This is a genomic window from Ornithinibacillus liuyingii, assembly GCF_055550225.1.
Map to the genome: position 1 here is coordinate 1 of NZ_JBPWOS010000001.1, position 21733 is coordinate 21733.

The 21733-nt window shown below is 36.6% G+C and carries 25 protein-coding genes and 1 tRNA gene; 15 read left to right on the forward strand and 11 right to left on the reverse strand.

The features are described from left to right. The first annotated feature begins 207 nt into the window (after positions 1-207). Positions 208-777: a CotO family spore coat protein gene (locus ACSKT4_RS00005; RefSeq protein ID WP_186869968.1), complete on the forward strand. Its 570-nt coding sequence runs from the start codon at positions 208-210 to the stop codon at positions 775-777. Positions 778-828: 51 nt separating this feature from the next. On the opposite strand, the gene ACSKT4_RS00010 is transcribed toward ACSKT4_RS00005, so the two are convergent. Further along, positions 829-1320 (reverse strand): CotY/CotZ family spore coat protein, encoded by a 492-nt coding sequence (locus ACSKT4_RS00010; protein ID WP_186869969.1) that lies wholly within the window; start codon positions 1318-1320, stop codon positions 829-831. A gap of 225 nt (positions 1321-1545) precedes the next feature. On the opposite strand from ACSKT4_RS00010, the gene ACSKT4_RS00015 reads away from it, so the two are divergent. From ACSKT4_RS00015 to ACSKT4_RS00030, 4 genes are all read left to right on the forward strand, one after another. Continuing rightward, entirely contained in the window at positions 1546-1761 is a 216-nt protein-coding gene (locus ACSKT4_RS00015) for a hypothetical protein (RefSeq protein ID WP_186869970.1), read from the forward strand. An 86-nt stretch (positions 1762-1847) separates the two neighbouring features. Then, positions 1848-2045, forward strand: a complete 198-nt coding sequence (locus ACSKT4_RS00020; RefSeq protein WP_186869971.1) for a hypothetical protein — start codon at positions 1848-1850, stop codon at positions 2043-2045. 72 nt (positions 2046-2117) lie between these two features. Further along, positions 2118-2390 (forward strand): hypothetical protein, encoded by a 273-nt coding sequence (locus tag ACSKT4_RS00025; protein ID WP_186869972.1) that lies wholly within the window; start codon positions 2118-2120, stop codon positions 2388-2390. A 133-nt stretch (positions 2391-2523) separates the two neighbouring features. Further along, positions 2524-3189: a nucleoside deaminase gene (locus ACSKT4_RS00030; RefSeq protein ID WP_186869973.1), complete on the forward strand. Its 666-nt coding sequence runs from the start codon at positions 2524-2526 to the stop codon at positions 3187-3189. Positions 3190-3218: 29 nt separating this feature from the next. On the opposite strand, the gene ACSKT4_RS00035 is transcribed toward ACSKT4_RS00030, so the two are convergent. The 6 genes from ACSKT4_RS00035 to ACSKT4_RS00060 all read right to left on the reverse strand — a co-directional run bounded on the left by ACSKT4_RS00035 (position 3219) and on the right by ACSKT4_RS00060 (position 9405). After that, positions 3219-3920: a YetF domain-containing protein gene (locus tag ACSKT4_RS00035; RefSeq protein WP_436262599.1), complete on the reverse strand. Its 702-nt coding sequence runs from the start codon at positions 3918-3920 to the stop codon at positions 3219-3221. An 88-nt stretch (positions 3921-4008) separates the two neighbouring features. Then, the gene (locus ACSKT4_RS00040) at positions 4009-4434 is read right to left on the reverse strand and encodes a GNAT family N-acetyltransferase (RefSeq protein ID WP_186869974.1); all 426 of its coding nucleotides are present in this window, start codon (positions 4432-4434) and stop codon (positions 4009-4011) included. Continuing rightward, on the reverse strand, positions 4431-4949 hold the full coding sequence (locus tag ACSKT4_RS00045) for a YjcG family protein (RefSeq protein ID WP_186869975.1): 519 nt from the start codon (positions 4947-4949) through the stop codon (positions 4431-4433). The genes ACSKT4_RS00040 and ACSKT4_RS00045 overlap by 4 nt, the downstream gene beginning before the upstream one ends. 111 nt (positions 4950-5060) lie before the next feature. Continuing rightward, positions 5061-5789: an alpha/beta hydrolase gene (locus tag ACSKT4_RS00050; RefSeq protein ID WP_186869976.1), complete on the reverse strand. Its 729-nt coding sequence runs from the start codon at positions 5787-5789 to the stop codon at positions 5061-5063. Between the two features lie 63 nt (positions 5790-5852). Continuing rightward, positions 5853-7685, reverse strand: a complete 1833-nt coding sequence (locus tag ACSKT4_RS00055; protein WP_186869977.1) for an ABC transporter ATP-binding protein — start codon at positions 7683-7685, stop codon at positions 5853-5855. Further along, positions 7675-9405, reverse strand: a complete 1731-nt coding sequence (locus ACSKT4_RS00060) for an ABC transporter ATP-binding protein (RefSeq protein WP_186869978.1) — start codon at positions 9403-9405, stop codon at positions 7675-7677. The genes ACSKT4_RS00055 and ACSKT4_RS00060 overlap by 11 nt, the downstream gene beginning before the upstream one ends. 394 nt (positions 9406-9799) lie before the next feature. On the opposite strand from ACSKT4_RS00060, the gene ACSKT4_RS00065 reads away from it, so the two are divergent. After that, positions 9800-10642 (forward strand): N-acetylmuramoyl-L-alanine amidase, encoded by an 843-nt coding sequence (locus tag ACSKT4_RS00065; RefSeq protein WP_465822597.1) that lies wholly within the window; start codon positions 9800-9802, stop codon positions 10640-10642. 122 nt (positions 10643-10764) lie between these two features. On the opposite strand, the gene ACSKT4_RS00070 is transcribed toward ACSKT4_RS00065, so the two are convergent. Further along, positions 10765-10837, reverse strand: a tRNA-Val gene (locus ACSKT4_RS00070). Between the two features lie 420 nt (positions 10838-11257). Here ACSKT4_RS00070 and proC point away from each other — a divergent pair. The 8 genes from proC to ACSKT4_RS00110 all read left to right on the forward strand — a co-directional run bounded on the left by proC (position 11258) and on the right by ACSKT4_RS00110 (position 17442). Beyond that, positions 11258-12052, forward strand: a complete 795-nt coding sequence (proC, locus tag ACSKT4_RS00075; protein WP_186869980.1) for a pyrroline-5-carboxylate reductase — start codon at positions 11258-11260, stop codon at positions 12050-12052. Between the two features lie 450 nt (positions 12053-12502). Beyond that, positions 12503-12802, forward strand: coding sequence for a hypothetical protein (locus ACSKT4_RS00080; RefSeq protein ID WP_186869981.1), 300 nt, complete (start codon positions 12503-12505; stop codon positions 12800-12802). A 25-nt stretch (positions 12803-12827) separates the two neighbouring features. Further along, positions 12828-13505, forward strand: a complete 678-nt coding sequence (locus ACSKT4_RS00085; RefSeq protein ID WP_186869982.1) for an MOSC domain-containing protein — start codon at positions 12828-12830, stop codon at positions 13503-13505. A 130-nt stretch (positions 13506-13635) separates the two neighbouring features. Then, positions 13636-14097: an NUDIX domain-containing protein gene (locus ACSKT4_RS00090; RefSeq protein ID WP_186869983.1), complete on the forward strand. Its 462-nt coding sequence runs from the start codon at positions 13636-13638 to the stop codon at positions 14095-14097. Between the two features lie 12 nt (positions 14098-14109). Then, on the forward strand, positions 14110-14577 hold the full coding sequence (locus ACSKT4_RS00095; RefSeq protein WP_186869984.1) for an NUDIX domain-containing protein: 468 nt from the start codon (positions 14110-14112) through the stop codon (positions 14575-14577). Between the two features lie 47 nt (positions 14578-14624). Then, positions 14625-15788, forward strand: a complete 1164-nt coding sequence (locus tag ACSKT4_RS00100; RefSeq protein ID WP_186869985.1) for a hypothetical protein — start codon at positions 14625-14627, stop codon at positions 15786-15788. A 60-nt stretch (positions 15789-15848) separates the two neighbouring features. After that, positions 15849-16583 (forward strand): DUF3784 domain-containing protein, encoded by a 735-nt coding sequence (locus ACSKT4_RS00105; RefSeq protein ID WP_186869986.1) that lies wholly within the window; start codon positions 15849-15851, stop codon positions 16581-16583. Positions 16584-16617: 34 nt separating this feature from the next. Further along, positions 16618-17442: an SDR family oxidoreductase gene (locus ACSKT4_RS00110; protein WP_186869987.1), complete on the forward strand. Its 825-nt coding sequence runs from the start codon at positions 16618-16620 to the stop codon at positions 17440-17442. Positions 17443-17500: 58 nt separating this feature from the next. Here ACSKT4_RS00110 and ACSKT4_RS00115 read toward each other — a convergent pair whose 3' ends face one another. Beyond that, positions 17501-18970, reverse strand: a complete 1470-nt coding sequence (locus ACSKT4_RS00115) for a multicopper oxidase family protein (RefSeq protein WP_186869988.1) — start codon at positions 18968-18970, stop codon at positions 17501-17503. A gap of 463 nt (positions 18971-19433) precedes the next feature. Here ACSKT4_RS00115 and ACSKT4_RS00120 point away from each other — a divergent pair, with 463 nt between their 5' ends. Next, entirely contained in the window at positions 19434-19835 is a 402-nt protein-coding gene (locus ACSKT4_RS00120; RefSeq protein WP_186869989.1) for a cupredoxin domain-containing protein, read from the forward strand. A gap of 257 nt (positions 19836-20092) precedes the next feature. On the opposite strand, the gene ACSKT4_RS00125 is transcribed toward ACSKT4_RS00120, so the two are convergent. Beyond that, positions 20093-20788, reverse strand: coding sequence for a peptidase associated/transthyretin-like domain-containing protein (locus ACSKT4_RS00125; protein ID WP_186869990.1), 696 nt, complete (start codon positions 20786-20788; stop codon positions 20093-20095). A 22-nt stretch (positions 20789-20810) separates the two neighbouring features. Continuing rightward, positions 20811-21701: an ATP-binding cassette domain-containing protein gene (locus ACSKT4_RS00130; protein WP_186869991.1), complete on the reverse strand. Its 891-nt coding sequence runs from the start codon at positions 21699-21701 to the stop codon at positions 20811-20813. Positions 21702-21733 lie beyond the last annotated feature (32 nt).

Below are 21733 nucleotides of genomic sequence, written 5' to 3' on the forward strand. Positions count from 1 at the left end.
AATCGTAATCACCAAGCTTATTTGTCATGCCAAAATTTATAATAAAAAACATTATTCTTTTTGGGCTAAATTTGTTGACTTTATATAGTTAGCCTCTTCTTTGATATCTATGAGGAACAAGCACTTTTGTAAATAGGCATTTAACACCATTTAATTCTTTAGGTCATATAATAGGTTGACGACAAACAATAGAAAGGGGTTTAGTAAATGAAACGCAGAAAATATGCAAGAGAACCGTTACTATACATTCATCAGCCCACTGTGGATAAGCCAACCGCACCGATGCAGCACTCCTATACGTCTGCAAAAAAGCAAGCAAATAAATCTATCTCCTCATCGCCTACCCATTCAGAATCTGGAGCTAAATCACAAGAGACAATAAAAAAAAGACCTAGTTTGAACTCATTTAGTACAGGGATAGCAAATTCCAATGAAGTAAAAGAACCACAACCACAAGTGAAAAAGAGACGTCCATCTTTTCCAACACAAGAACTAGAAGAGATGGAATCAACCTCTTCAAGTTTTGAGGAAGTGACGGAGGAAAATAATTTAGAACGGAAGAAGTTTAAAGAAATGACCCTTTTGGAAAAAATAGACTATTTCATAAAAACACCCAGTCATTTACCAAGAATGCGATGTGAAGTGGTTACAAACGACAATAAGTATCGAGGGATCATGTTAGACAAGGAAAGTGAAGTGATTAAGATGAGGGTTGGAAGAAGAACAATAGTGGTTTCAATAGAAGATATTACAGATATTAGACTTTTAGGGTTTTAAAATAGTAAAAGAAAAAACACCATGGAAAGTTACCCCATGGTGTTCTTATTTTCAATCAAATACACTAATAGCTGGTAAGCAAGTTACATGACAGAAGCAATCTAGGTCAACAGTGATACAGATACCAGTGTTTTCTAGATTATGAGTTGATTGATCACAAGGATCTTTTAAATGATCACATTCGCAAGGATCATTAGGATCACGTAGTAATTCTAGAACAGCACAGCAGTCGTCTGTTACAGATTTCACACGGAAGATAAAGCTAGATTGAAGCTTACCAATAGTTCCTAGTCCGTTCCCACGTCTTGCACCAAATCCTTTAAATGGCTTACAATCACCTGCGCAGTATAAAATGACAGGTACTGTATCCAACCCATTACCTGGATCTGTTTCACCTAATAAATCATTGATTGATTGCTCACAACTAGTATCACAGCAATTTTCAATAACATCGTTTTGAGCATCTACAATATCACGAAGAATCTCACAAACGCAGTTTTCTTTTGCTGATACACCTTCTACTCTACCATGGCCACAACCCATGAAACATTTCTCCTTTCTAAAGCTAATTGACTATTGTCTCTAATAGAATATGTGCATCGTGTTAGATGGTGTGGGCGACTGTACGATAAATATTTTTGGTTACTTATCCATATTTCGTGAAGTAAAACAATCAAATAAATAAGAATAAAAAGGGCACTTGACCATACCCATTCGAAATAATGACATAGACTAATATCGAGCAAATATCATGGAGGAGTGACATTCATGTCAGAGAATAATAGAAGAGTGATTCGTGTTAAGGACCTTGTTATTGAAGCAGAAAATGTCATTATTAGACCACAAAGAAAAGGAGATCGTTTCTTTGGTGGATTCAGAGAAGACGAAGGTAATGAAAGATATGAGTCAAGCAGCATAGATAACCGTGACCATGACGAATTAGACGATGAAAGAAAAGGTCGCGGACCATTCTCTTGGATTTAACGGATTACATTAGTTTGCCACCATCCATAACCATAAGCAGCTTAATTGCTGCCTTTTTTTTGCTTATTAATGAATGGAGGGAAGAAATGGATAGAGAGAAATTAATGAAAAATCTCGAAATTATAGAAAGACACCTTGAAAAGAATGAAAAATGGTTGCAAAGTCCGGAAAAGAAAAAAGTACTTTTTGAAAAGGAAATGATCGCGTGGAATACACGTTTTATGAAGAATATTACAGATATTGAAAATTGGATAAAGGATTTTGAAAAAAGAATGGGTGAGTAAGTATTATGGAACAGACATAAACTAATAGAAAATTACGAATACCTTTACAAATAGGGTTGAGGGGGTAGAGATATGGGATATATATTACCAATTCAACAACATGAGTATTCCGATTATCAAAGAAGAATGGTAACGAGTAAAAGAACAATCACGACTGTGGAAAAACCATATAAAGCTGGATTACAGGCAAAATATGAAGAATTACAGCATCAAGAAGAAATTAGGAATAATAGAGTAGACTTGATTCTAAATGAAATGGAGCAATCTGTTTCAGAATTTAGTGAAGTAGATGCGATATATACAGAGATTACAGGTTTAGGGCAATTTATTAATGAGCGTGTTTAGTAGGTTGGATGACGTGTATTACGTGTAGCTTGACTTAGTATATCGTAAATAAGCGCACATTATATAGAGGTATTCTCTCTTATTCCATTATGTTATAATATTTATAAAATAATGAAAATAAAGGGGTATACGTATGAGATGGTATGATTTGTCTGAACCATGGAAAAGAAGTTTCTTACAAGCCTGGGAAGCATATTGTCATGGGTCTATCCCAATAGGTGCAGTACTTGTTAACCAAGATGGAGCAATTATGTTAGAAGGAAGAAATAGAATACATGAAAAAACTGCCCCATCAAAGCAAATTTCTTCCAATCGTTTAGCACATGCTGAAATGAATGTATTACTACAATTAGAGCTAAGTGATTATAACCAACTCGAGGGGGCAGCAATCTATTCTACAATGGAACCATGTATTCAATGTTTCGGTGCCATTATCCTTTCCAAGATCAAACAGGTTTACTTTGCTGCTTTAGATGATAAGCTTGCAGGTGGTACAACCATTAAGGATCAACATGGTTTTATTGAGTCGAGAAATATCAAGGTAAATGGGCCACATCCTATTTTAAGTGAAATTCAAATGATATTAAGAACGGATTTCTTGTTACGTTATGAAAATACTCGTTCAGAAGAATTAATTGCTGCACATGCAATTGATTACCCGCTAGGAGTTACACTAGGAAGGGATTATTTTGCTTCCAATAAACTTATGTACATAAAGGATGAACCGAACGCATTTCCGAAGTTGTTTGATGAAATGGTGATTGATATCAAAAAAATGAAAGAGGCCCACACTGTATAAGTGTGGGGCATATCAACTGCGCCATTATGCTATTTCTTTTGTTTTCCTCGATTAATAAATGGTAACACTAATAATTCCTCATCCTTCATGTATTCAGCATAAAAAACATCTTTTACATTATCGTATCCTTGTTCTTTTAACGCATCCATCAACCATTCCTCGGTCAAGTTTCTTTCTTTTAAGTTGTCATAAATGATTTCCCCATCATTAATTAACGTTACGGAAAGATTAGCAGGTTGAGGTGCTAGCTTCATATCCTTCCGTGTAGGCGTTTGGAAATCTGACTTTTTTAATACAGATAATGTACCATTTGTTTCTAATATAGCATACTCCACCTCTCGTAAAGTGAATACATCTTTACCACGGAGCATATGCTGCAATTGATTTATGTCTAATTTATTCTTTTTCATCACATCTCTAATTAACTTTCCTTTACGTATCACTATTTCTGGTGACCCCTCTAATAAAGGTCTTGTTGACTTAAATTTTTGGGTGATAATTTCTGTGATATATAATAAACTACCCCACAATAACAGAACATACCCAATTTGTAATATACCTGAGTTGTCATCAAATAAAGCATTTCCAACCAGTTCACCAAGAATGATTGCTGAAATGAAGTCGAAGGCAGTTAGTTGTGATATTTGTGTTTTTCCAAGAATTTTTGTCAGGAGAAATAGAGCAAAGAAACCAAAAATAGTGTCCACTAGCATTTGAGAATATGAAGGCACAATTAACCGTCCCCTTTCCACTAATAGGGTTTCCCAATTGTGCTATGTAATACGTGAAAATCAAAAAACAGTTCGCCCAGCGAACTGTTTATTGTAATTCTTTTATCATTGTCACATGCGGTATTCCAGCATCCATAAATTCATCTGAAACAGTGTGGTAGCCTAATTTTTTGTAAAATTCCTCAGCATGGGTTTGGGCATTCAATTTTGCTTTTCCATATCCTTTTTCTTTGATTGTCGCTTCCATGGCTTCCATCATGGCTCTTCCATACGATTTGCCACGGTATTCTTTTAAGATACAAATCCGTTCCAGTTTACCGTATTCTTCAACAAATCGTAATCTGCTAGCAGCAATAGGTTGTTCATCTATGAATCCAACGAAATGAATGGCTGTTTCATCGAATTCATCCAGTTCTTCTTCTGGCGGAACCTGTTGCTCCTTTACAAATACGCTTGTACGCACGTTATATGCCTGTTTCTTTTCTTTAGCTGTTTTAGCTATTTTGATGTTCATACAAGTTCCTTCCCAAATACGAATGATTCATAAACCGTCCAAGAACCATTTTCTAATTGGTAAAGAAGCTGGAAACGATCAACTACTTCTTCGAATTGGAAGCTTTTCATTTTCAATTGACCCAAAATATCCGAGTATTCATCATCTAATAATCTCTGGCCAATCGTAATATGGGGTACAAAAGCGTAGCGCTCGTTTTGTGGGAATTTTCCCGTATGAAGCTTTTCATATAACGCTGTAAGCTCTGGTGTAGGTTCTACTTTTAAGTATATGGTGTTCGTCACAGGAACAAAAGAACTCACTTTATTAATTCGAATAGTAAAGGCTTTTGTTTCGTTAGCAACACGTTTTAGTTCTGGTATTAATTCCTCTATCATAGGATCATCTGCTTCAAAAGCTTCTTTTATCGTTATATGTGGTGGAATTAATGGATAATGCGGATCATAACGCTTCCGATACGAGTTGGCTTCATCTTGAATTTTTTTGGATGGAAAAATTGCGATACCGTATTTCATGTAAAAACCTCCTATTCATTTTATCCGTATGAGTACATTTGTACAATTAAATTTATAACAAAAATTGCCGTAATGAAAGTGTTTTTTTACCTATTTACATCAAACCGTAAATTAGTCAGTGAAAATGGTTTTTAAAGCATGTTTCATATCCTGTTGCCAATATTTCCAGGTGTGTTCACCATCCGGAATTTCCTTATAATGATAAGTTAATCCTTTCTGGTCTAACAGCTCTTTTAATTTTCTATTTGGTGTAAGAAAATCTACATCTGGTTCCTTCGTCGTTTGAACACTAGTTTCTGCTAATCCAATGGTGTGGTATATATCTAATGCCTGAATGTTAGTAGCCTTATCAACTAATGAAAGTACGATATCATCGACTAGAGGAGATTGGATAATCACTTTTCCAAACGTATTCGGATACTTAATCGCCAGCAGTAATGCAAAGGTGCCAGCTAACGAATCTCCCATTAACCCTCGAGCGCCTCCCATATGGTAGGTAGGGAGGAAGTCGTCTAATAGTGGTACAACTTCTTTCATTGTAAAATGACAGTAGCTCTCATATTGTTCACCAGACGGATGGTATTTGTTTAACCGGTCATAGCGGTCTTTATAATGAATACCGACAAAAATAGTATTTTCAATTTCCGCCTCATCGTGCAGTTGGTCACTAACTGTTGCTACTCTTCCTAACTGATAATAGTCATTGCCGTCTTGCATGATACAGATATGATATTTATACAACGGTGAAAAAGCCTCCGGCAAATAAATCTTCAGTGTCATGGTTTCACCGAGATAACTACTATTTATTTCTCTTTCTAGCATTTTACCTTTTCTTGCCAATATATTCACCCCATAACCATTTAACATAGCACTAGTTTATCACGAATTGCTTGTATTGTAATCTTAACTGCCGACTACTTCACGGAGCTGTCCTTTGTATAGGTTATAATAGTTTTCCTTTAAGTCTAATAATTCATTGTGGTTCCCTTTTTCTAAAATAGCTCCATGCTCCAACATCACAATTTGATCTGCTTCTTGAATAGTGTTTAAGCGGTGAGCAATAATGAAGCTAGTTCTACCCTTCATTAATTCTTTCAACGCTTCCTGGATTTTTAATTCGGTGATGGTGTCAATATTACTAGTTGCTTCGTCTAGAATGAGTATAGTAGGTTCAGCGATAAAAGCTCTAGCAATAGTAAGTAATTGCTTTTGTCCTTGACTAATTCCACTGCCTTCTTGGTCTAGTATGGTGTCATAGCCATCAGGTAATTGGACAATAAAATCATGGGCATTTGCTTTCTTCGCTGCTTCAATGACCTCGTCGTCTGAAGCAGTTAATCGACCATATCGAATATTTTCCCTAATTGTATTATGGAACAGGAAGGAATCCTGTAGTACAAATGCCATATGTGAACGAAGGCTAGAGCGTTTTATATCTTTTAAATCGATACCATCAAGTGTAATTCGCCCATAATCATAATTATAAAAGCGAGAGATTAGGTTAATGACGGTCGTTTTACCAGCACCAGTATGACCAACAAAAGCTACGGACTGGCCAGGTTTTGCTTCAAAGCTAACATTGTCAATGATAGTTTCTTCTTCATATCCGAAAGACACATTCTCAAACTTGAAATAGCCATGGGTACGATTTAATTCAATTGCTTTGTCTTCATCTTGTTCTTCTTCCTCTTCGTCAATTACATTAAATACACGCTCAGCACCCGCAACCGCAGACAGAAGCAGGTTGAACTGGTTTGATAGTTCATTTAACGGTCGAGTAAATTGCCGAGCATATTCGGTGAAAATGACAATAGTACCAACTGTTACTAGCGTAGTATTAATGGCAAGAATACCGCCAACAAGAGCAATCATCCCGAAGCTTAGAAAGTTCAACATGTTCATTACCTTTGGAATAAATCCAGAAATGGTTAATGCCCAAAATCCAGAATGGTTCAAATCTTTATTTTTGACTTCAAACTCATTGATTACTCGTTCTTCCTGTGAATAGGTTTTAACTACGTGCTGTCCGGATACCGTTTCTTCTACATAGCCGTTTAGTTCACCTAGTCTTTTTTGCTGTAATTTATATAGTGGTCCAGTGCGCTTGGTAATCCAGCGGGTTGCAAAAAACATAACCGGAATAATGGTCATTGTAACGAGTGTTAGTAATGGACTTAAGTAAAGCATGACCCCAACCGTACCTAGTAGTGTTAAAATACTAGAAAATACTTGAATAACAGATTGGTTTAATGTGTTATTTACATTATCGATGTCATTCGTAATACGGCTCATCAATTCCCCATGCTGCCTTTTATCAAAGTAGGCGATTGGCAATCGGTGAAACTTATGGAACAGTTCAGATCGTAAATCATAAACCGTATTTTGAGCAATACCAATCATCCAATAATTCTGTAGGAATACGGATGAAGAATGTAATAAATATACGAAGAGCAGACCAATTACGAGCATGCCTAGGCCTGCTACTTCCTTATCTACTATGAAACCATCAATTGCCTTGCCGACCATAAATGGTCCAAGTAGACTCATGGCAGAACTAATTAGCACCATGAAGATAACGAACCATAGTTTTGCTTTCTCACGAGCAAGGTAGGACCATATCCGCTTAATTGTACCCCATGTATTCTTTGCCCTTTTTTTCGTTACTTCTTCGGATATATTTTCTATCGGTATTTTCTCATATTGAAAAGGATCTTTAAGCTGCTGTTTAATGGACATTCAGATACTCCTTTCCAAATTGTGATTCCACAATTTTTCGATATAGCTCAGACTTCAATAGTAGTTCCTCATGTGTACCAATGTATAACATTTTTCCTTCATCTAATAGTAATATTCTGTCGGCATTCATTGCCGTAGATACTTTTTGCGTGATAATGAATAATGTATTAAGGTCGTCTTGAATCGCATCTAGCAACTTAGCTTCTGTAGCTAAATCAAGTGCACTTGTACTATCATCAAGCATGAGGATTTTTGGCTTACGGATAAGTGCTCTGGCAATGGATATACGCTGCTTTTGACCTCCAGATAGGTTTACCCCTTTTTGACCGATTTCTGTTTGGTATTGATTTGGAAGCTCCATAATCGTTTCATGAATTTGGGCATCCTTTGCTGCTTTTATAATTTGTTCTTGTGTTGCATTTTCTTTACCCCAGGATATATTGTCTATAATTGGCCCACTGAATAATAATGGGCTTTGTGGTACATAGCCAATTGTCTTTCGTAGCGCATCCAATTTATAGGATGTGATTGGTTTATCATCAATGAAAATAGCGCCACCCGTCACGTCATATAGTCTTGGAATCAGTTGAAATAAAGAAGATTTCCCAGATCCAGTAGCACCGATAATAGCAAGCTTTTCACCTGGTTGAACGGTAAAGGAAAGGTTGCGAATAACCGGTTCTCGTGAAGTGGGATAATGGAAGCTAACATCTTTAAATTCAACTTTTCCATTGGTTACGCTTTGTTCTTCTGTTGCATCTTCGGAATCAAGTAAGTCTACCTTTTCTTCTAGAACCTCACTGATTCTTTCTGCGGAAGCTTTCGTACGAGAGATAGCCATTATAATGAAAGAGAACATTGATATTGCCATCGCTACTCGCATTGCATAGTTTACAATTGCTACAACATCCCCGACCTCTGCTGTGCCAGCAACAGACTGTATATTTCCAAACCAAAGAATGAAAATAATACTCAAGTTCATAACAAATAGTAAGATTGGTGTGGAAGCTTCTACAAAACGAAATGTTTTTCGGGTCGTATCACGTAAGTTTGTATTCGAATCTGTAAAACGATTTTCTTCATGATCACGTCTAAAGAAAGCTTTAATCAGTCGCATTCCTGCAAGGTTTTCTTGCATGACACGGTTTACATGGTCAATACTGTTCTGTACGCGGTTAAACATTTTAGAAGCAATTTTTAGTACCCATAATAAGAATACAATCAGAAGTGGTACGGTGATTATGAAAATAACTGCTAGCTTTGGATTAACAATAAACGCCATTATTACACCGCCAATAGTGATAAGTGGAGCTTTTGCCATAATCCTTAACCCCATGAAAATCGTATTCTGAATTTGTCGAACGTCGTTTGTGAAAAGGGTCATGAGATGGGAGGTTGGAAAACGATTTAAATTAGCAAAGGAGAATTCCTGTATTTTTCGGAATAGTCTCTCACGAAGATCGTGCGCAAACCCCCAACTCACATGGGAAGAATAAAAGGAATTAATGATTCCAGAAATAAATGAAAATAATGCAAGGCCAATCATAATACTGCCCCACATCACAATATTGTTTAAATCCTGGTTGATTACGCCATCGTTAATCATTTTTCCAAGGAAAAATGGTAGTAGTAATTCGACAGCAAGTTCAACGAGCATGAGTAGAAATGCAACAATTGCGGGTAATTTATATGGTTTCAAATAGGAAAAAACTGTTTTCACGTGAAATATGCCCCCGTTGTCGAAATTATGAATTTTTTAAATTTAAAAATATAATGCTTTTTTATTATAAAGGATAATTTGATTTAGTTCCAAGAATTTATTTCGTGTTTTGAAATAAATCGCGGAGAAGGGAAGGGGAATGGTTGTTCGTTGAATCACGAAAAATGAGAATTGCCGCTGTATTAATATGGGTGAAAGGATACCATTTCCTAATTGCTGAATCTAGTGGATTTTATCATGGTGAATAGTTTATCAGAAGCTAGATGTTTCTTGATAGAATGCTGTTGGTTATGTGCAATACAGTTATAGATATAAAACCAACTGATGTACTAGGTGGCTGGTCCAATCGGGCAAGCCACTCTTTTAATATAAAAATAGTAGGAGGGGATTAAAAATGTCTAAAATTTATTTAGATCCAGGTCATGGTGGAACAGACCCAGGAGCGGTAGGGAACGGATTGCAAGAAAAAAATGTCAATCTAGCAATCGCCCTAAAAGTTCGCGATATTCTTAATCGTGACTATGACGGCCATAGTATTCGCATGAGTCGTACTAGTGACACTTCACGTACGCTAGCTCAGCGTACAAATGATGCAAATAGCTGGGGAGCAGATTATTTTGTATCTATTCACATTAATGCTGGTGGGGGTACTGGTTACGAAGACTATATTTATAATGGTAGCGTTTCCAGTAATACAGTCACTTACCGTGATAGGATGCATGCGGAGATTATGCGGCAAGTTGATTTTGTAAATCGTGGTAAAAAAAGAGCAAACTTCCATGTGTTACGTGAGACCAATATGCCAGCTGTACTAACTGAAAATGGCTTTATTGATAATGCAAGTGATGCAGCTAAGTTGAAATCTGATGCCTATTTAACCCGCATTGCCCTTGGTCATGCTAATGGTATTGCTCAAGCTCTAGGATTAAGACGGAAATCGAATGGCGGTGGTCCTGGTACGTACACCGTACAATCTGGTGACACATTGTGGAGTATCGCCCAAGCCCATAATATGACAGTACAACAATTAAAAGATTTAAATGGATTAACAGATGACACAATCTATCCAGGTCAAGTGCTAATTGTTAGTGGTGGGGCAGTATATTACACGGTTGTAGCTGGTGACACATTATGGAGTATTGCACAGCGCTATAATACTACTGTCAATGCCTTAAGGAGCTTGAATGGATTGACAAGTGATGTTATCCATCCGGGAGATCGATTGAGGGTTAGGTGAATGTGCTGTTGAAGTGAATGTGTATCAGCAAACAAAAAGATCCTGTGTAAAATTGTCTGTAAGTAAATAAATAAAAACAAAGCGATTCCTATACGAATTAGGAATCGCTTTGTTTGAAGTGATGATTCCGATTGGGCTCGAACCAACGACCTCCACCCTGTCAAGGTGGCGCTCTCCCAGCTGAGCTACGGAATCATAATCTTTATTGAATAATTATATGGATTCTATCATTACATGTCAATAAGAAAATTGCTCGACTAAAGTTTGTTATCTTGATGTTGATTGAATCGCGCGACAAGAGTGGATTTTCGCGTGATATAAAGGGAAATTCGCGCGTAATCTGATAGAATCGCGCCAGATTAATAGAAAATCGCGCTATAAATCAGGTGTGGCGCGATTTTTAATACATGTGGCGCGATTATTGTGATGTTCGCGCGATATGAAGTAAACCTGGCGCGATTTCTTACGTTTTCCGCGCGAATTTAGACATCTCTAAGCGACCGCATAATGTAAGAGCCTATAACTTAATAAATATATCTACTGCTCTCCCATTGCTATAAAACTAGCAATATACTAAAATATACCTTTATGACATCAGTGGAAAGGATTTTTTACGTGGAACGAAAAATAGGGTTTATTGGTAGTGGGAAAATGGCAGAGGCGATTATCGGGGGTATTGTGAATTCCGAGTTTGTGCTACCGGAGAATATTTATGCATCCAATCGTACTATGCCAAAATTATTAGATTTAAACGTAACGTATGGAATAAACGTTGCGGAAAATAACCAAGATGTTGTGAACAAGAGTGATATTGTTTTTCTTTCAGTTACACCTGATAAATATCCTCTAGTAATAGATGAAATAAAGGATGTCGTGCAAGAAGAGACAATTGTGATTATCATTGCTGCTGGACAATCGATAGCCCAAACTGAAGAACAATTTAATCGCAATATAAAGTTAGTTAAAGCAATGCCAAATACACCTGTACTAGTCGGCGAAGGGTTAACCGCTATTAGTTTTAACCAACTTGTTACACCTGAAGAGCAAATTGAGGTAACACGGTTATTTGAATGCTTTGGTAAAGCAGAGACTATAGATGAAAGTCTAATGGATACTGCTAGTGCGGTAGGTGGGTCATCTCCAGCGTTTGGATATATGTTTATCGAAGCATTAGCAGATGCGGCAGTTGTAAATGGGATGCCACGTGATAAGGCATACCGAATAGCTGCACAAGCACTTTTAGGATCAGCTAAAATGGTATTAGAAACAAATGAACACCCAGGTAAACTAAAAGATGATGTTTGTTCACCAGGCGGTACAACAATTCAGTCTGTAGCTGCTTTGGAAGAAAATGGGTTCCGTTCAGCTATCATAAAAGCGGTACAAGCCAATATAAATAAAATGAGATAAATGAAAAAGGAAGAATCCATGGAGTTGTATCCCTAACTATTAGTTGGTACCATCCATTTGGATTCTTCTCTTTTTTGCTAGTATATAGTTACTAGCAATTACAGGAATATCAACCCCTATTTTTTTCGGAGTAGTACTCGAATAATCCACTGCTACTTGCTTTCTAATATAAAATGATATAGAGTCATTAACCCTCAAACCACCAGATGAAATAAGTCCAATACACCATATTTTTCCATTACTAGCCGATTTTTTCCCAGTGAAATTCCATTCAATAAAACCTAAAATTTAGCCCGATTCTACATTTAAAGAAAGTGTTAAATAGATGGTAATTACTTCAGCTATTTTGCAAAGAAATTAATTCGAACCGATAAATAATTCTAAAAAATGTGGTAATATTATAGTAAATACTTACTAAACGTGGCATATTCCGTAAAGGAGAGTAATGTAATGGTAAGAATGAGTCTGGAGTTAGTTCGGATAATGTTTCTTTTGGCCTTCTTTGGTGTGATAGGTGGTTATACTATAAGAAGTATTTATGCAACATTTGAAATTTCATCAGATTATATGCTATTTGGATTCATAGGGATACTTTTTCTGTTTTTTGTATTGTATCGGAATAAGTTGCAATTTTCAGGTTGGTATAATGGGATGAGGAGAAATAAGTTATCAAAAACGATGACCAATGGGGTCATTATGGCAGCTGTTTTTTTAATGATCATTCCTTTTATTTTAACTTGGTTAAATTAGCATATTTCGTGATAGGAGATGGAGAGTGAAAACACCATACGTTCAAAATTTGTTAGTAGGTAAAGTGAAGCGAGTCGGTAATCCGGATGCCACTAATCCATTAGAGAAAGCATGGGAGAGCGGCATGTTTAAATCGAGTACAGAAATGCCTGTTTGGCTAAGTAAATCCGGGTTAAAAGGTGATGAAGTAGCGGATAAGAAAAATCATGGGGGCCAAGAGAAGGCGATCTTTGCATATCCAGTAAGTCACTATGATTATTGGCAAGATGAACAACATATAGAAGGTATCCATATAGGTGGTATGGGGGAAAATCTAGCAGTGGCTGATATGGATGAATACACCGTTTGTATTGGTGATACATATCAATTTGGTGAGGCGGTCATACAAGTTTCTCAACCTAGAAAACCTTGCTGGAAACCAGCACGTCGCCATCAAACAATGGACTTAGCAATGCGAATACAGAAAACGGGAAGGACAGGCTGGTATTTTCGCGTTTTGCAAGAGGGGTTCGTTAAAGCAGGAGCAGAACTAGCCTTGTTAGAACGACCTCATATAGAATGGTCCATTGCCAATTGTAATGAAGTCATGTATGAAAAAAAGAATGATCTGGAGCTGGCGAAAAAGTTAGTAAAATGCCATTTATTAGCTGATAGTTGGAAGCAGCCTTTAGTGAAGCGTTTGGAAGGAAAAGCTTCCTCTTGAATCGATTGATAAGTATAGTCAAATTCAAAAGAATAAATAGGTAGAACACTAAAAATGAAATCGTACAGAAATATAGTTGACTGTACGATTTTCTATTTATACCAATAGCCTGTTGCAGGGGAGTAGGAGAATGGGAATAAGAAATTCAGCAAAAGCAATTATTATGGAAGAAAATAAGCTATTAACCATAAAAAAAGAAGACAAAGATGGCTACTATTATTTACTTCCTGGTGGTGGACAAGAACATGGAGAAACACTTCATGAAGCTGTAAAACGAGAGTGTATGGAAGAAGTTAATGCAGATGTTGATGTCGGTAGCCTGTTATTTATTCGGGAATACATCGGGAAGAATCATGAACATGCCGAGTTTGATGCAGAGGTACATCAAATCGAGTATATGTTTTTATGTAGCGTGACTGGTAGTAGAGGTCTGGGGAATGGAATAGTGCCAGATGAGGGGCAAATTTCTGTGGAATGGTTGCCATTGGAAGAGTTAATGCAATATAGGCTCTATCCGCAAACTATGAGAGAGAAGCTCATAGACTATACAAAAGGAGTAGAATTTCCAGTTTATTTAGGAGATATAAATTAAGGGGTGAAGAAGATGGAAAAGCCTTTTCATCATTTAGCTAGAGGTATCTTAATAAAAGATAATAAATTATTAGTTGGAAAAGCGAAAGGATATCAGAATACTTTTTTACCAGGAGGACATATTGAATTCGGAGAAAGTGCAAAGGATGCATTAGTAAGGGAGATAAGGGAAGAACTGGGGATGCGATGTACAGTGGGAGAATTCCTTGGTTTAGTAGAGCATAAGTGGATGAATCAAGGTATATTGAATTGTGAAATAAACCAGCTGTTTAACATTGAGATGGAGGACTTAGCAATGGAAAATCCTCAATCGATAGAAGAACATATTGAATTCTTTTGGGTATCGGTATATGAGCTAGAACGCTATCATTTACAGCCGTTTCTCTTACGTACCATGATTAAAGGGTATGTTGAAGGAAATAAAGTAATTAGGTGGGCAAGTTCTTTAAATAATGAAATTGACTCACTTAATAGGAATTAAGGTTTAGGAAAGAGGAGGATTGATATGTTATAACGGAGGGGTGGCTTATGAAGCAAGATCAACAACAATTTATCACCGATGTTTATCACTTTATGTGTGAAATGATTATAGTAAGTATCTTACTTCTCTTACCAATACATTATTATTACCATTGGGTTCCAGCTTGGAGTATGTTGGTAGTCATTGCCCTCCTTTGTATACTTTTCGTGGTTTTAGAAAAGCAAGATTTAAACCATAGCTATTATTATTTCACCTTACTTCTATTAATTCCAACTTTTCTATATTTTCGATATCCTCTTTTACTTAGCGTGTTCATTTCTTGTATTGTTTTATGGAGATACTTTCGTATACGTCACGTTTTAGTAATAGGGAGGGAAGCGGCTTATCTATTATTAACGCCTACACTTTCAATTGTAGTATTTCTAATTACGAATAACCTTTATTCCATTATGGGATTGTTTCTCCAGTTACTTGTAATAATCATTGGTTTTATGTGCAGTAACATATCGGTATTGGAGAGAAGCGAGAGGACTTTGCTTTATTATAAAGGGGTTATATATTTATTACTATTGATGAGTTGTGGAGGTATGATTGCATATTGGATTAGTTCGCAAACGTATCTAGTGAAAATTTGGGACTCTACTATATACTTCTTATTTTCCCTAATTGGCAGAGTTCTATTCCTTGTACCATTTATGGAAAACAATAATAATGAAGATGAAATCGACATAGGAACAGGTATAGAGTCATTAGAAAACGTGTCAACGGAGTTACCTATAGTTTCATTCATCTTAGGTGGATATATGGGTATTGGTGTCATTCTTGCGATTTTTGGGCTTATCATGACCATTCTAATATTTAAAGGAGATAAATCACCAAAAGCTGGTATAAAAGGAATTACCATTGCTTCAGGTAAACATCGTGGTGATGTACATTTTCCTGAAGAACAAAAAGGTTTACTAACTTGGTGGAAAATCAGTAAAAAACACCCAGTCCGAATCTTGGTTCATAAGTTTGAACGAAAAGCAATTAAGCATCAGCTGGGAAGAAAGACCACGGAAACAATTGATGAATGGTTGAAACGGATTGGTTTGAACGTTGATGTGCACGTGTATCAAAAAGTACGTTATGGAGAAATGGAAGTATCGAAACAAGAGGTGGAGGTATTACGACGTGAGATAGAAAGATTTAAAGAATTACTAAAAAAGTAGATGGAAAAGGTACTATATAATTGTTTAACGGTGTAAACATAGCTTATTGAGGTGGTAATGATGACTACTGGTATGTTAATCTTTATCGTGGTGATGGGTTGGATACTAATTATACATGGTGGAATGACCTATTTAATTGTTAAGAAGAAGGAATACAGTTTAATATCAGGTTTTTATAATCGTCCAAAGGAAGAACAGGAGTATTTAATAGAAAATGGTTATATAGAAAAACTTGGGAAGATATTCGTGTACTCGTTTTATATACTCCTATTAGCTATATTGCTAACGGTTTTTCGTGTTCCATATGGTCCATTAATTGGATTTAGTTTATTTACCGTTTTCTTACTAGGTGGGTTAATATATCTTCAAAAGTATGAGCTCCCCCATAAAAGGAAAAAATCGCTTTGGATTATTGTCGTTATATCAATTATAACGGTAGGAATTATCGCTGTAGGAGTATTTATCGGAAGTACAAATAACGATATCATCATAGAAAACGAAAAATTCATTATTTCCGGTATGTACGGAGATGAATGGGCTATTGATGACATTGCTAAGGTGGAATTACTAGATGAGCTTCCTGCGGTTTTGAAGCGGACAAACGGTTATTCTTCTGAAAATGTTCGGAAAGGACAGTTTAAGCTGGAGGATCCATATGGACAAGGGAAGTTATTCGTAGCCGGCAAGGAAGGTCCTTTCCTATATATTGCCTTTGATGATAGTTATGTTATTTTGAATCGGGAGAGTAAGCAAGAAACAGTAGATATTTATGAAAAACTAATACAGGAACAATAGGTTGTCAAGTTCATGCTAGAAATGGAGAAATGTCATGAAGGTAGCATTTGTAACAGGAGCCAATGGTGGCTTTGGAAAGCTTATCATTATAGAGCTATTAAAGGCAGGGTATCGTGTAATTGGAGCAATGAGAAATCAAGCTAATCAAAAAGAAATAATGGATATGGCTAGAGAAATTAATGTAAATCAACGGTTAGAAATAGTCGAGATGGACGTGACAGATGAGGAAAGAATTAAAGAAGTAAGCAAATGGATATCGGATCACTTCGGTCAGCTCGATGTTCTTATTAATAATGCAGGATACTCACAGGGCGGATTTACTTCTGATTTAACGATGGAGGAATGGGAAAATCAATATGATACGAATGTAATGGGTGTTATTCGAACGACATTCCACTTATTGCCCTTATTGAGAAAGTCAACACAAGGAAAAATAATTAATATGAGTAGTGTTAGTGGATATTTTGGATTTCCTGGAATGGGTCCTTATTGCTCTTCAAAATTCGCTTTAGAAGGTTATAGTGAAAGCTTGCGTATGGAACTTCTTCCAATGCGTATCTATGTATCTCTAGTAGAGCCTGCTTCATTTAAAACGGGTATTTGGGAGAAGGGATTAGAAGTAGGGGAGAGAATTGGTAATGATACGATAAAGAAAAATGCTTATGCATTTGCCAAACAATCCTATCAAAATGCAGGGGATCCAATAGAAGTAGCCAAGCTAGTACGGAGAATTTGTGAAGCAAATCGTCCAAAATTTCGCTACCAGGTTGGAAAAGGTGCAAAATCGCTATGGTTGATGAAGAAGTTTATTCCATGGACATGGATTGAGAAGACGGTAATGAGAAAGCTTAATAGATAAAAAGTCGCAGTGATGATGATATCCTGCGACTTTTGAATACGAAAAATTGTAAAGAGATCTATTTCACCTCATACTGTCCCATCATCCCAGCATCTTCATGTTCCAGAATGTGGCAATGGTACATAAATATCCCTTTGTGGTTGAAGGTTGTAATAATTCGCACCGTTTCACCTGGTTCTACCAAAATCGTGTCTTTCCAGCCGGTTTCATTTGCTGGAGGTGGGTTCCCATCACGGTCGATGACCTGGAATTGGACACCATGTAAATGGAATGGATGTGCCATACCACCCTGTACTCCGGTACGTTTATTACTTACTTCCCAAATTTCCGTATCGTTTAAATTTACAACTTCATCAATGACGCCCATATCCATTGATTTATCATTAATGGTTAGGGTCGATCCTACACCAGCCATAACCATTTCCCTGGTCACTACTGCATCAGCAGGATCAATAGTATCAATCTCAGTTAATTGCTCTGGGATTGGATACGCTTCTGATTCTGTATCCGTTACGGTGAACTTCATAACTTCTACTTCATCTTCTGAAATCGTTTTTCCTAGTTCAGAGACTGTATCTATTAGCGTAATTTCATCACCAGTCTCCAATGCAGAAAAATCTACTAATATTTCAGCACGCTCAGCAGGACTCAAGGTTAAGGAAGTCATTTCTACTGGCTTTTCTAAGAAACCACCATCACTAGCAATTTGGTAAAATTCTTGCCCATTATGAAGCTCAAAATGATAGGTTCGACCATTGGAACCATTGAGAAGGCGTAAACGAACCATTCCTTTTGGAACCTCTAAGTAAGGAGATATTGCGCCATTGACAAGGTAAGCATTTCCATATAGACCCATCATCATGTCATTCATTCCAGGGTCATACTGCATATTGCCACTAGCATCTAATTGCTTATCTTGAATAATTATTGGGAAATCATTTACCCCATAATCTTTAGGGATTGGAAGACTGTCCGATACGGCATCTTCAATGATAAATAACCCTGCTAGTCCTTCATAAACTTGTTTTGCTGTTGCGTGCATCCTATGCGGATGATACCAGAGTGTTGCTGCTGGTTGTTCAATCGTGAATTCCGGTTCCCATGTCTCCCCAGGTTTAATCCCTGAATGTGGACCACCGTCATTTTCCCCATCCACACGGAGCCCGTGCCAGTGAAGCGTAGTTGCTTCTCGTAAGTCATTCTTCATGACTACTTTAACACGATCTCCTTCATGAACTTTAATAACAGGTCCAAGAATGTTTCCATTGTATCCTAAGGTTTCAGACTCAATCCCATCAAGGATTTCCGTCACACCGTGCTGTGCGGTTAGATGGAATTCCGCTAAGTTCGGATCTGGATTGACATCCTCCAATAATGGGGGGATAGGTAAAGGCTTTGATTCTACTAAATTAGATAAATCACTTGGATTAGATGAAGATGTATCATCTTTCGATAGGTACAGAAGAAGTAAGGTAACACCAATCACTACTATCACGATTGCTGCTATGTAAACATAAGCTTTTTTCATTACAAAAATTCTCCAATCTTATCTATTAATGGATAGAGTACATGAGATTCAAACGTTGGGCGAAATAATAAAAGATGCTCGATAAACATAAAAATACGCGCGATACATACTAGAAGTCGCTCGAAAATACGTAAAACAAGCGTGAACCAGAGTAATAGTCGCCCGAGCAGAACTAATGCGAGCGCCCCAAAAAGAAATCGTGCACCATCTATAGAAACGCTTTCTTATAATAATGTTGGATAGAACTTAAAAAGAAATCACCTTCTATTTTAACTGGTAGAAAGGTATTTTTCGACTATAATCGTAAAATTGATTACCAATTTCCTAAGTGAAAGAAGTAACGGTTTATATTTTGTGACAAGTTCGTGAATTGGTGTTTAGCTGTGACATATGTCACAGCTAATAATAGATTGATTAGTTATGATAAGGGTGTAAGAAGAATTGCGCTTAGGAGGAATTAAAAATGAATAAAAAATTATTAATGGCATTACTATTTTCTATGATAATAGTTTTAACAGCATGTGGAGGAGGGGATACAGATTCTAAAGAAGATGATGCATCAACAGACTCATCCCAAAGTACGGAAGCAAATACACCAGATGCAAATAATGAAGTAAATCTAGTAGCAACCAATTTTAGCCTAGGTCAAGATGTATACACTGTAAAAGCAGGTGAAGAAGTAAAGGTTACCCTTACAAATGAAGAAGGTCATCACGGAATCTCTATTGATGAATTTGACGTTGAAATCCAAGGTGATGGGGAAGCAACATTTACACCAACTGAACCAGGAGAATATAAAATATATTGTAATATTATGTGTGGAACCGGCCATGATGAGATGGTAGCAACATTAATCGTACAATAATATCGTATTGTAGTTTTAGTAAAGAACACCCTAAACAGGATTAGAGTACCTGTATAGGGTGTTCTTTGTTCTTTGTCGATAAAACAAGTTAGAAGGGAAATTGTTTCGACATAACAAGTTCACAGACTATGCTTCATACGTAGATTCAATCATTAAGTATAGAATGTTAAGTCATTGATTGAAGTTGAAGATTAATAGAAAGATCAAACAAAAAAAGGTGATATACTATCACAGTAGTTCCCACCTTTTCATCCTTCTTATTTTAGTTCAAATTGAAGTAGGGATAAGCCACTTACGCGTAACTTTTGTCCTTCTATTAATTGAATGTCAACCATAGATTCAGGAGAAACGTCCAGAAACTCAAAAACTCTTGGTGGCTTTCCTTCCTCATAAACATGTAAATCTCCAAACCCATACTCGGGGGGATAAACTGAATATTCTCCTGCTTCAATATCTTTTCCAACTTCCCAAATACCTGTGGAAAGCTGATTCGAAAATTGTGTATCGACAGGGGTGATTATTGCCTCATTTATGCCATCTAGATGAACCGAATGCGAGCCATTTAAGTCTACCGTAACACTCTGAACCCCATACAAGGAATCAAAAACTTCACTTACCAAAAGCACATTGTCTTGATCATAAACCAGCACCCTTCCAGCTTGAGGAGCCATCACTTCCGACCATAATGGAGCAATCGAATATCTTCCTTCCTTAGGAATAATGTCTGGCATATCTTTTAGGACCGGGCTAATGATAATTTCTTCTGCTTCAGCATTACTACGGTCAATTGTATCGTAGATAGTATCACTAACTTCTCCAATAATTTCATCTTTTTCTTTGTCGATGATTTCATTATTTTCTTGATATCGTAATACCTTCTCCGAGGGTTGTTCACTACACCCTATTAAAACGAATAAACAAGTTATAAAACAGAGGAAAAGCATTCGTTTCATTATTTATTTCCCTCCTAAAAATCTAAAATTCATGATAGTATTTTTCATAGTATTCAGCGGTTCCAAGTGGTCCTATTGTAAGTTCTTTTCCTTTATAGGCAGACAGTTTTATAACCCATTCCTTCTGTTCTTCTTCCGTCATATTTTTAATCGGAATACAACATAGATGATTCGCGATAAAAAGATGATCCTCGGGTAATGTATAAGCTAAATTTTCATATTGATCAGGTGTTAAGTCAACCTTCAAGTACTCATCTGTAGTATCAGTTAAGACTTGTTGATGAATGATATCGCCACCCTTTAAATATAGGACACGGTCCGCATATAAATCGAGATTCGAAAGTAAATGGGAGGCAACAAAAATCAGCTTACCTTCTTGCTTCATATGCATTAATTTTTTGGATATGAGTGATACATTCGCCACGTCCAGTCCGTTCATCACCTCATCCATAAGCATGATTGGGGTATCCGCTGCAGCAATCATGGCAAAGCATAATCGTTGTCTCATTCCTAAAGAATAGGTTTTTACTTTCTTTTTAACATACCTCTCCATTTGTAGTTGTTCATAAATCTCTTTGACATGCTTCGTTGTACCTTTCCACATATTGGCATACAGCTTCATGTGATCAACACCAGATAATTCTTCAAATAAATCTCCCTGGTCCGGAAATGTAGCCAATTGTTTATGAATAGCTATTTCTTTTCCTTCCGTCTTGTATTGGAGATCTCCGTTAAACGTAACATTCCCTTTATTTGGTTTTAAGAAGTTTGATATGACGTTAAATAGGGTTGTTTTACCCGTACCGTTTGGAGCAACAAGTCCAATAATTTCTCCACTCTTGGCTTCTAGTGAAAGGTTCTCTAATACTACTTTGTCTTTATATTTAACTGTGATATTTTCCAGTTTTAACATGTCAATCCTCTTTTCTATTGCCATTTTTAAGG